Origin of the sequence: Devosia sp., from assembly GCF_040509215.1 — a bacterium.
Taxonomy (GTDB): Bacteria; Pseudomonadota; Alphaproteobacteria; order Rhizobiales; family Devosiaceae; genus Devosia.
Genome location: NZ_JBEVLL010000103.1, coordinates 1 through 10,264 on the forward strand (window position 1 = coordinate 1; position 10,264 = coordinate 10,264).

Here is a 10,264-nt window from a genome sequence, read left to right on the forward strand (position 1 = left end):
TCGCAACCACTCTCGCGCTTGGCCTTGCCGCCACCGCGGCTTTTGCCACGCCTGCCTTCGCGCAGACCAAGACGCTCACCATTTCCTGGTGGGGTTTTAACGGCGAAAAGCTTGAATCCATCATTCTGGCCCCCTTCCGCGAAAAGTGCGGCTGCGAGATCCAGTTTGAAACCGGCAACAATGGCGAGCGCCTGAACAAGCTGCAGATCCGCAACGGTGCCGGCGTCGACGTGGCCTACTTCACCGACGCTTTCAGCCAGCAGGGCATCGAACTGGGCCTCTTCCAGGAACTCGACCGCTCGAAGCTCCCGAACATTGAAGGTCTTTATGACCTCGCCAAGGATCCGCAGGGTGGTTATGGCCCGGCTTACTCCATCGGCCGCGTCGGCGTCGTCTATGATAGCGCCAAGGTAACCACCCCGATCACCTCGTGGAACGACCTGTGGCGCGAAGACCTCGCCTCCTCGCTGTCGCTCCCGGGCATCACCACCACGGCTGGCCCGATGGTTGTGGTCAAGGCCGGCGAACATCAGGGCGTCGACGCCTTCGCAGACGCCGATGGCGCCTTTGCCGGCGTTGAGGCTCTCAAGCCGAACGTCGTGAAGAACTACAACACCGGCTCGGAGATGATTAACCTCTTCTCGACCGGCGAAGTCACCGCTGCCATCGCGCAGGACTTTACCCTCGCGCAGATCCAGGCCGCCGTGCCGACCGTTGTCTGGGCCGACCTCTCGGAAGGTTCGATCGCGACGCTGAACACGGTCAATATTCCGAAGGGCGCTGCCGAACCGGAACTGGCCTATGAGTTCATCAACTTCATCCTGTCCCCGAAAATCCAGCAGCAGCTGGCCGAACAGGGCGTTGACGCTCCGGTCAACACCTCCGTCACGCTGACCCCGGAACAGGCTGCCCTCTGGACCTATGGTGCAGACGTGATCGCTGGCCTCCAGAGCATCGACTCGGCCGCGCTCAATGCTGCCAAGGGCGGCTGGGTTGATCGCTGGAACGAAATCTTCGGCATGTAAGATTTGTGGGTGGGGGAAACGCGAGTTTTCCCCACCTCTACTTTGAGGTCATTCCCGCAGCCCCGGGAATCCCGTATTGCACTGAATGAGAGATTCCCGTGACCGCGGGAACGACGGCGGTGGTTGAGGGGCTACCAAAGAAAAAGGCCATAGGCGATGAAACGCTTTGCAGGCTGGACGCTGGCTTCGCCGGCAACCCTGCTGGTGCTGCTGGGACTAGTTGCTCCCGTTGCAGCCACGATCTACACGACGTTCGGAACGCCGGGCGGACCATTTGCACCCTATTTAGCCTTCTTCGGCAGCGGCTTCCGCCGCACCGTGCTGCTGCGGACCATCAATGTCTCGCTTGCTGTCACGGCCATCGCGCTGTTCGTCGGCTTCATCACCGCCTATGTGGTGTCGCGCGCTCCCGGCTGGCTCAAATCTATCCTGATCATCGCCGCAGTCTTTCCGCTGCTGACCGGCGTCGTCGTGCGCTCGTTCGCCTGGCTGATTATCCTGGGCAAAAACGGCATTCTTAATTCGACCCTGATCAATCTCGGGCTCATCACCGAGCCGTTCCAGATGCTCTATACGCAGGGCTCCGTGATCGTCGCCATGGTCTATCTCTTCGTGCCGCTGATGGTGCTTACCCTTGTCGGAGTACTCGAAGCCATTCCTGATGACCTGATCCAGGCTTCGGCCTCGCTCGGCGCCAATTCGTGGGCGACCTTCACTCAGGTCATCCTGCCTCTGGCCGTGCCCGGCCTGATCGTCGGCGCCGTGCTGGTCTTTACCGGCAGCTTCACCTCCTATGCGACGCCTCAGCTACTCGGCGGCGAGCAGGTGATGATGATGGGTACGCTGATGTATCAGCAGGCCATGGTCACCTTCGATTGGGTGAGCGCCTCCACCATTGCTGCCATCATGGTGGTGATCACCATTGCCATTGTCATGGCGATGAATGCCGCGGCGCGCCGCCTCAACCCGATGACCGTCTAATGCCGACAAAAATCCATCCCGCCCTGATCGGCTTCACCGTCCTCGTGTTCTTCTTCCTCGTCGGGCCGCTCGTCATCGTGCTCGGCTCGGCGCTGAGCGACACGACCTATCTCACCTTCCCGCCGCAGGGCATTAGCCTGCGCTGGTTCCAGAACATTTTCGAGATCGACGCCTTCCGCCGCACCATTCTCACCAGCCTTCAGGTCGCCGTCATCTCGACCTTCGTGGCGCTGCTGATCGGCATTCCGGCGTCCTATGCGATGAGCCGGTATCGCATCCAGCTTCCGGGCTGGCTGTCGACGCTCTTCGTGCTGCCGGTGCTGGTGCCCGAACTGGTGCTGGGCTTTTCGCTCCTGAAAAACCTTGCCTTCCAGTTCAATGCGCCGATTTTCCTGTCGCTGATCATCGGCCACACGATCCTGATCCTGCCCTATGTGATCCGGGTGATTTCGGCCTCGCTCGCTTCCTTCGATTTCTCGATCGAGGAAGCCGCGATCAGCCTGGGTTCGCCGCCGCTGAAAACCTTCTTCACCGTGCTTTTGCCCAATGTCCGCTCGGGCGTGATCGCGGCCTTCATCCTGGCCTTCATCACCTCGGTCAATGACGTATCGATCTCGATCTTCCTGACGGGACCGGGCATATCCACGCTTCCCATCCAACTGCTCGCCCATATGGAGCAGTTTTTCGATCCCACCGTCGCTTCGGTCTCGGTGCTGCTCATGGTGCTTACGGTGGCCGTCATGGCCATTGTCGAGCGTACCCTGGGCCTCACCTTCCTTGCCAAATAGAGGTCAGCCGTGACCAAGCCACTTTCCATTCGCAACATCACCGCCCACTACGGCCAGACCAAGGTTCTCGAGGATCTGTCGCTCGATATCGCCGAGGGTGAACTCGTTTCCCTCCTCGGCGCTTCCGGCTGCGGCAAGACCACAACCCTGCGCCTCGTCGCCGGCTTCCTGCAGCCGACCTCGGGTAGCATTACCCTTGGTGGCAAGGATCTGACCAAGCTGCCCGCGCACCAGCGCGATATCGGTCTCGTCTTCCAGAACTATGCGCTCTTCCCGCATCTGACCGTCGCCGAAAATGTCGGCTTCGGCCTCAAGCAGCGCGGCATTTCGGGCGACGCCAAGACCAAGCGCGTCGGCGCGATGCTGGAGCGCGTTGGCCTTGCCCATCTCGCCGAACGCCTGCCCGGGGCCCTTTCTGGTGGCCAGAAGCAGCGTGTGGCGCTCGCCCGCGCCCTCGTCATCGAGCCGCCGCTGCTGATGTTCGATGAGCCCCTGTCGAACCTCGACGCCAAGCTGCGCGTGGACATGCGCGTCGAAATCCGCCAGCTCCAGCGCGCCAATGGCACGACCTCGGTCTACGTGACCCACGATCAGGAAGAAGCCTTCTCGATCTCGGATCGCGTCGCCATTATGCATGCTGGCAAGATCATGCAGCTCGATACGCCGGAAAACCTCTACCAGCGCCCGGCCAATGCCTTCGTCGCTCGCTTCGTCGGCTTTGAAAACCTCGTGCCGATGAAGGTCGTGGCCCGCGATGGCGCCAAGATCACCGCGGAAGCGGCCGGCGGCGTGAAACTGACGCTCGGCCTCGAGCACTTTGGTGCGATCCCGGACAATTTTGTCCTCGCCTGCCGCGCCGACGGCCTTGCGGTCACCGACAACGCCGCTGCCGAAGGCATTCCAGCAACACTGGGCCTCCGCACCTATCTCGGTCGCGCCTATCAGTACCAGAGCGAAACCGCTGCCGGCATGCTGGTGGCCAATGGCCCGCTCAGCAAGCCGCTGGAACCGGGTTCGAACGCCAAGCTGGTGCCGGTGCCGGATCAGTGCACCATCCTGGCGGTGGAATGAGCGTTCTCTTCACCAATGCCCTCGTCGTCACCATGGACGACGACCTGACCGTCTATGAAAGTGGTTGGGTCCACGTAGAGGGCACGACAATCACCGCACTCGGCTCCGGCACACCACCAAGCGTTCCGGGCGCAGAGACGGTTGATTGTGGTGGCGATGTCGTCATGCCGGGCATGGTCAATGCCCACTGCCACATGGGCATGTCGGTATTCCGCGGCCTCGGCGAGGACGTCGATGACCGGCTCTATCGCTACATCCTGCCGCTCGAACGCAAGTTCGTGTCGGCGGAAATGGTCCGCGTCGGTTCGACCATGTCGGCGCTGGAAATGATCCAGGGCGGCGTCACCACTGTCGCCGATATGTATTACTTCGAAACCGAAGTCGGCGATGTCTGCGACAAGGCGGGCCTGCGCGCCATTGTCGGGCAGACCCTGGCCGATTTCGATCCGCCGGATCACAAGAATTTCGACGAGGGTTTTGCCCGCGTGGAAGAGCTGGTCGATCGCTTCGCCGGCCATCCGCTGGTGACGCCGTCCATCGCCCCGCACGCCCCCTATTCCACCGGTCGAGACGTGATGGCGCGCATCGCCCAGTGGTCGGCAGATCACCCGGACGTGCCGGTGCAGATGCACCTCGCCGAGAGTTCGCTCGAAGTGAAGTGGGCGCTCGACACTCACGGCAAATCCACCGTCGAGGTCACGGCCGAAGCCGGGCTCTTGAAACCCAACCTCATCTGCGCGCACTGCCTGCAGCTCGATGACGCCGATATCCGCATGATGTCCGAGCATCAGGTTTGCGTCGTCACCAATCCGCGCTCCAACGGCAAGGCTGGCCGCGGCATTGCCCCGGTCGAAAAGATGCGCAATGCGGGCCTCCCCGTCGGCATCGGCAGCGATGGCGCGATGAGCGGCAATACGCTCGACCTCTTCAGCCAGTTCGCGCCGGTCTCGATGTTCGCGAAACTCTTCGCCGGCTCACGAAAACCGCTGCCGGCCGTGGACGTGATCCGCATGGCGACCATCGAGGGTGCGCGAACCCTGAGCCTCAATCTGAAGACCGGTTCGCTGGAAAAGGGCAAGCAGGCGGACCTGATCCGCATCAGCCTCGCCGCTCCGCGCTTCCATCCGATTTACGACCCCTATTCCGCGCTCGTCTTCGCCGCCATGCCGTCCGACGTGACCGACACCATGGTCGCCGGCCGTTGGCTGATGCGCGAGCGCAAGGTGCAAACCCTGGATGTCGGCAAGACCGTTGCCGATGCCAATCAGATCGCCCGCCAGTTCAAGGCGGAAATGGATCGGATCGATCGCCAGGCAGGCGTTGAGGACAAGTAAGACTATGAAGAAGCGCGTCATCATCGATACGGACCCGGGCCTCGACGATGCCATCGCCATCCTGTTCGCGCTGGGATCAGGCCAATTCGACGTGCTTGGCATTACGACGATTGCCGGCAATATCGGGCTAGATCGCACCACGACAAATGCCGGTGGTCTCCTCGCTTTCATGGGGCGCGGCGATATTCCGGTGATCCGGGGGACCGATATTCCCCTGACGCGCGAATTGCAGGACCTCGTTGCCATGGTGCATGGCATGGACGGCCTCAAGGGCATCACCCTGCCCGAACCTGTCATGGCGCCCCTCAATGGCGCCCCAGACTGGATCGCCCGCACGCTGGCTGAAGCCGAGCCCGGCAGCATCGATATTCTCGCGCTGGGCCCGCTGACCAATATCGCCCACGTCGTGACTGAGCACCCCGAAGTCATCGACCGCATTGGCGAGATCATCGTCATGGGCGGAACGGTTCATGCGCCCGGCAATTCCGGCCCAAGTTCCGAGTTCAATTTCGCCTCTGACCCGGAAGCGGCTTCCGTGGTTATCGGCAGCGAAGTCAAGGTTACGATCATTCCGCTCGACGTCACTCGCCAAGTGCGCGCTGATATCGCCTATGTCGCTGCGCTCCCCGACACACCGCATGGCCGCCTAGCGAGCGAATTGCTCGGCGTTTATCTGCACAATGGCCGCGAGAGCCGGCCGCTTCACGATCCCTGCGTGATGCTGGCGGCGATTGATCCAAGCATTTTCAAAATCGAGAACATGAAGCTCGATATCGATCTTGGCGATGATCCCGATGCCGGCCGGCTGCTGGTTGACCGCCGCGGCAAGCCGGTCGACGTGGCGCTCGGCGTCGATGCCGAGCGCGCATTGGCCCTCTTGCGTACCGGTTTCGTCTGATCAGGCCGACAGTTCCTGTTCCACCAGCGTCGCCCAGAAACGGGCGCCGGTGAGAATGGCGTCGTCGTTGAAATCGTAGCGCGAATTGTGGTGCAGCGCGCCGTCGACGGCCGGACCATTGCCTAGCCAGACATAGGCGCCGGGTACTTCAGCGCCGAAAAAGGCAAAGTCATCGCCAGCGGTTGAGGGCGGGAAATCCGTCACGACCGGCCGTCCCGTCGCCGCCTGCGCCGCCTTGAGCGCGCGGGCAGTCGCGTCACCATCATTCACCACGGGCGGGATGCGGCGCAGGAATTCGTAGTCGACCTCAATGCCGAAGGTCGCCGCAACACCCCGAGCGATATTGCCGATTTCCAGCTCGAGTTGATCGCGCACATCGGCGCGATAGGCGCGAGCCGTGCCGCCGATGCGAACGATATCGGGAATCACATTGAGCGCCTTGAAGTCTCCCGCCTCGAGCGCACAGGCGCTGACGACCGCGGGCTGCAGCGGATCAACCACGCGAGCGACGATGGTGTGGATCGCAGCGAGGAAGTGTGCCGCTGCCGTCACTGCGTCGCGGCCAAGATGCGGCTTGGCGCCATGCGTGCCGACACCCCTATAGGTGACGGTCCAGCTATCAGATGACGCCAATTGCGGCCCGGAGACGACGGCCATTTCGTCGGTCGCGAGCCCCGGCATGTTGTGGAGACCATAGACGGCATCCACAGGGAACTGCTTGAAAAATCCCTCATCCACCATGGCCTTGGCGCCGCCCCGGCCCTCTTCGGCGGGCTGAAAGATGAAGTGGACGGTGCCTGAAAAATTCTTCGTCCGCGCCAGATGGCGGGCGGCGGCGAGGAGCATGACGGTGTGCCCGTCGTGACCGCAGGCATGCATGGTGTTGGGCGTGCCGGACTTGTAGGGGCGATCAGCCAGTTCGGGCATGGCGAGCGCATCCATATCGGCGCGGAGCGCAATGCGGCGGGAGCCGTCACCAATCTTGAGCGTGCCGACGAGGCCGGTCTTGCCGAGCCCGCGATGCACTTCGATCCCGGCCTCTTCGAGCTTTTCGGCGACGATGGCGCTGGTGCGGACTTCCTCGAAACCGAGTTCGGGATGAGCGTGAAAATCGCGGCGCAGCGCCGTCATGGCTTCGAGTTCGAAGGGATCGTTGCTGCGCGATTGCATTGGCCTGCTCGTCTTGTCATAGGATCGTTGGAGAACCTTTGCTTGCACCGCATCATTGAATCAAGGACTTGGCGTGAGTTTCGAGCCGCATGAATTCTGGCAGGCCTTTGCCCAGCCCGGTACGCACGAGCAAAACCCGGCTGACGGGCATCTTGGCTTTTACCCCGCGCCACTGGCCGACGGGCGCCAACTCCCCCTGCCGCTGCGGGTCTTGCCCGGCGATGGCAAATCGGCCGTCGCCTCGCTGATCCTAAACCAGGCCAGTTTTGCGGTCGAAGACGGGCTCGCGGCCGCGCTGGCTGCGTTGCTCAAGAGCAAAGATGCCGAAGTCATCATTGGCGTACCGACGCTCGGCCTGCCGCTCGCTTCAAACGTGGCGCGGCGGTTGGGCCATACACGCATGGTGCCGCTCGGGACCTCGCGAAAATTCTGGTATCGCGACGATCTCTCCGAGCCGATGAAATCCATCACCAGCCCGACGGCGAGCAAGACGCTCTATGTCGATCCGCGCATGCTGCCGCTGCTGCGCGGCAAGCGCGTAGCCGTGATCGACGACGTGATCAGCTCAGGTCAGTCGATGGGCGCGGTCCTGCGGCTATTGCAGAAGGCCGAGATTGAGCCTGCCGTGATCGGCTGCGCCATGTTGCAGGGGACGAACTGGCAGGAGCCCTTAGCAGCCTGGCGCGACCGGATCGTCGCGCCGCTCAGTTCGCCGCGTTTTGCGCTCAATGAAAACGAGCGCTGGACACCGGTCGTTTAGGCCCAGCGCTCGCCGGGCAGCGGCATAGCCTCGATTTCTCGCAGGACCTCGATCATGCCGGCGACATTCGCTTCGGCAATGGTCTTGCCCTTTGCGGCCGTGGCGATGGAGGCGTCCCCCACCGCGCCTGACGGGTTCACGTCCGAGGCGATCCAGGCATAGGTGTGCCCAAAGGCACCCGTGGGCCGCAGATACTGGAACTGCTGCTCATCGCTTGCTGCGATGGAAACGAAGTTCTCCGCCTTCGACATGTCGGCCAGGTGCGGCTTGAAGTGCAGCACCAGTGACGTCTCAGCATCGCCGCCATGGATGCCGTGGCGGCGTTCCAGATCGCTCAACACGCCGGGCGGCGTGAAGCGCCAACCGCTCTTTACAGCCAGCATGCCGGCGCGAACGCGCAGTTCGCGGGCGACGATGCCCATGATCTCCTCGTTGCCGCCGTGCGAATTGATGAAGATGATCTTCTTCACCCCCGCCCGGGCCACTTCGAGCCCGATCTGCGTCCAGGCGTCGATCAGGTTCGTCGCCGTGTGGGTAATCGTGCCCTTGGCCCAGATGTGCTCGTTGGACTTGCCGATGGCCTGAACCGGCAGGATGCGCAGGTCCATATCCGCAGGCGCGCGCTCAATAAGAAGTTCGATCATCGAGGTGTTGATGATCGTGTCCGTGCCGACCGGCAGGTGCGGGCCGTGCTGTTCCACCGCTGCGATGGGCAGGATGGCTATGGTCTTGTTGGGGTCGAGCCCTTCGAATTCGCGCGCCGCGAAATCAGTCCACCAGATCTTACGCATGTAAAAAGTTCCTCAGGCGGGGCCGGCCGCGATGACTTCGATTTCGACGACGAATTCGGGCCGGGCAAAGCCGGAGACGATCATCAGCGTCGAGGCAGGGTATGGGGCAGCAAAGAGGGCATTGCGAACGCTCATGTATTCGGGGAGGTGCTCGCGCCCCGTCACATAGGCATTGATGCGGATGATGTGTTCGAGGCCAAGCCCGGCTTCGCGCAGTATGGCCGCGACATTGTCGAAGCAGAGCTTCGTCTGGCCCGCGCAATCGGAGGGAATGGTCTTGTCGGCGGCAATGCCGAGCTGGCCGGAACAGAAGACCAGACGCTGGCCGGGCGGAACGACAATGCCGTGGCTATAGGGCGCGAATGGGGGGTGGATGTCCTTGGGGTCTAGGGCGGTGGTCATGGTTATCCAATGCTTGCCGGGCGAATGCTAAGCCAAAGGTAAAGCGCTTGACTAGCCCCAAAACACATAAATTGCACGCATAGCAGGCATTCACAAAGATTGCCTATTTTTTGGGTTCACAGGGGGAGCGCGGTGCGAAATGGTGCTGCCAGGGCGAAGGAGATCGCCCGAGAAATTGGCTCCGGCGAAACGACCGGAGCACAGGGGAACGCAGTAAATGCACGCTTCGATCAAGACGACCATTCTGGCCGCCATGGCGCTCGCCGCCACGCCGGCATTCGCGCAGGACCTCGACAAGGTCACCTTCGCCACCAACTGGCTGGCCCAGGCCGAGCACGGCGGCTACTACCAGGCCGTCGCCGACGGCACCTATGAGAAGTACGGGCTCGACGTCACCATCATGCAGGGCGGCCCGCAGTCTCCCGGCCGTCCGCTGCTGGTCAGCGGCGGCGTGCAGTTCTACATGGGCGGCGCCACCGGCGCGATCAACGCCGTCAAGGAAGGCATCCCGACCATCACGCTGGCCGCGATCTTCCAGAAAGATCCGCAGATCCTGATGTCGCACCCGGGCAAGTTCGCCACTTTCCCCGAACTGGCTGGCGCCTCCAAGTACATCCTCAGCGCCGACGGCTTTACGTCCTATTTCACCTGGATGAAGACCGAATGGCCTGAATTCGTTGACGAAAAGTACGAACCCTACCAGTTCAACCCTGCGTCGTTCCTCGCCAATGACATGGCAATCCAGCAGGGTTACCTGACCTCCGAACCGCTCTCCATCGAGCGCGAAGCCGGCTTTGCGCCAGACGTGTGGCTGCTGGCCGACCAGGGCTACCACCCCTATTCGACCACCATCGAAGCAATGAAGCCGTGGGTCGAAGAAAACCCCGATATCGCCAAGCGTTTCGTCGAAGCCACGATCGTGGGCTGGTCGAACTATCTCTATGGCGACAATGCCGCGGCCAATGATCTGATCAAGGCCGACAATCCGGAAATGACCGACGACCAGATCGCCTATGGCATCGAGAAGATGAAGGAATACGGGAT

Annotated in this window: 11 protein-coding genes; 8 read left to right on the top strand and 3 right to left on the bottom strand. The window is 62.1% G+C overall.

Annotated features, from left to right (window positions below):
• From ABW043_RS05800 to ABW043_RS05825, 6 genes are all read left to right on the top strand, one after another.
• On the top strand, nt 1–1,025 hold a 1,025-nt coding region (locus ABW043_RS05800; RefSeq protein ID WP_353920278.1), incomplete at its 5' end, for an ABC transporter substrate-binding protein.
• A gap of 156 nt (nt 1,026–1,181) precedes the next feature.
• Entirely contained in the window at nt 1,182–2,006 is an 825-nt protein-coding gene (locus ABW043_RS05805; RefSeq protein ID WP_353920279.1) for an ABC transporter permease, read from the top strand.
• Complete coding sequence (locus tag ABW043_RS05810) at nt 2,006–2,794, top strand: ABC transporter permease (protein WP_353920280.1); 789 nt, start codon at nt 2,006–2,008, stop codon at nt 2,792–2,794. The genes ABW043_RS05805 and ABW043_RS05810 overlap by 1 nt, the downstream gene beginning before the upstream one ends.
• Before the next feature lie 9 nt (nt 2,795–2,803).
• Nucleotides 2,804–3,865, top strand: coding sequence for an ABC transporter ATP-binding protein (locus ABW043_RS05815; protein ID WP_353920281.1), 1,062 nt, complete (start codon nt 2,804–2,806; stop codon nt 3,863–3,865).
• Nucleotides 3,862–5,199, top strand: coding sequence for an amidohydrolase family protein (locus tag ABW043_RS05820; protein ID WP_353920282.1), 1,338 nt, complete (start codon nt 3,862–3,864; stop codon nt 5,197–5,199). The genes ABW043_RS05815 and ABW043_RS05820 overlap by 4 nt, the downstream gene beginning before the upstream one ends.
• A 4-nt stretch (nt 5,200–5,203) precedes the next feature.
• Entirely contained in the window at nt 5,204–6,097 is an 894-nt protein-coding gene (locus ABW043_RS05825) for a nucleoside hydrolase (protein ID WP_353920283.1), read from the top strand.
• Here ABW043_RS05825 and ABW043_RS05830 read toward each other — a convergent pair whose 3' ends face one another.
• A complete protein-coding gene (locus tag ABW043_RS05830) occupies nt 6,098–7,267 on the bottom strand; it encodes a M20 aminoacylase family protein (protein ID WP_353920284.1) in 1,170 nt (389 codons plus the stop codon). It abuts the gene before it with no gap.
• 73 nt (nt 7,268–7,340) lie between these two features.
• Here ABW043_RS05830 and ABW043_RS05835 point away from each other — a divergent pair, with 73 nt between their 5' ends.
• Entirely contained in the window at nt 7,341–8,027 is a 687-nt protein-coding gene (locus tag ABW043_RS05835) for a phosphoribosyltransferase (RefSeq protein WP_353920285.1), read from the top strand.
• Here the strand turns inward: ABW043_RS05835 and ABW043_RS05840 are convergent.
• Together ABW043_RS05840 and ABW043_RS05845 are read right to left on the bottom strand one after the other, a co-directional pair.
• Nucleotides 8,024–8,818 (bottom strand): creatininase family protein, encoded by a 795-nt coding sequence (locus ABW043_RS05840; RefSeq protein ID WP_353920286.1) that lies wholly within the window; start codon nt 8,816–8,818, stop codon nt 8,024–8,026. The genes ABW043_RS05835 and ABW043_RS05840 overlap by 4 nt on opposite strands.
• 12 nt (nt 8,819–8,830) lie before the next feature.
• Nucleotides 8,831–9,220, bottom strand: coding sequence for a RidA family protein (locus ABW043_RS05845; protein WP_353920287.1), 390 nt, complete (start codon nt 9,218–9,220; stop codon nt 8,831–8,833).
• Between the two features lie 217 nt (nt 9,221–9,437).
• On the opposite strand from ABW043_RS05845, the gene ABW043_RS05850 reads away from it, so the two are divergent.
• Nucleotides 9,438–10,264: ABC transporter substrate-binding protein (locus ABW043_RS05850; RefSeq protein ID WP_353920288.1), on the top strand; the 827-nt coding region annotated here is incomplete at its 3' end.

Coding starts and splice junctions, on each gene's coding strand:
- ABW043_RS05805 (WP_353920279.1), top strand. CDS start 1,182: ATGAAACGCTTTGCAGGCTGGACGCTGGCTTCGCCGGCAACCCTGCTG.
- ABW043_RS05810 (WP_353920280.1), top strand. CDS start 2,006: ATGCCGACAAAAATCCATCCCGCCCTGATCGGCTTCACCGTCCTCGTG.
- ABW043_RS05820 (WP_353920282.1), top strand. CDS start 3,862: ATGAGCGTTCTCTTCACCAATGCCCTCGTCGTCACCATGGACGACGAC.
- ABW043_RS05825 (WP_353920283.1), top strand. CDS start 5,204: ATGAAGAAGCGCGTCATCATCGATACGGACCCGGGCCTCGACGATGCC.
- ABW043_RS05830 (WP_353920284.1), bottom strand. CDS start 7,267: ATGCAATCGCGCAGCAACGATCCCTTCGAACTCGAAGCCATGACGGCG.
- ABW043_RS05840 (WP_353920286.1), bottom strand. CDS start 8,818: ATGCGTAAGATCTGGTGGACTGATTTCGCGGCGCGCGAATTCGAAGGG.
- ABW043_RS05845 (WP_353920287.1), bottom strand. CDS start 9,220: ATGACCACCGCCCTAGACCCCAAGGACATCCACCCCCCATTCGCGCCC.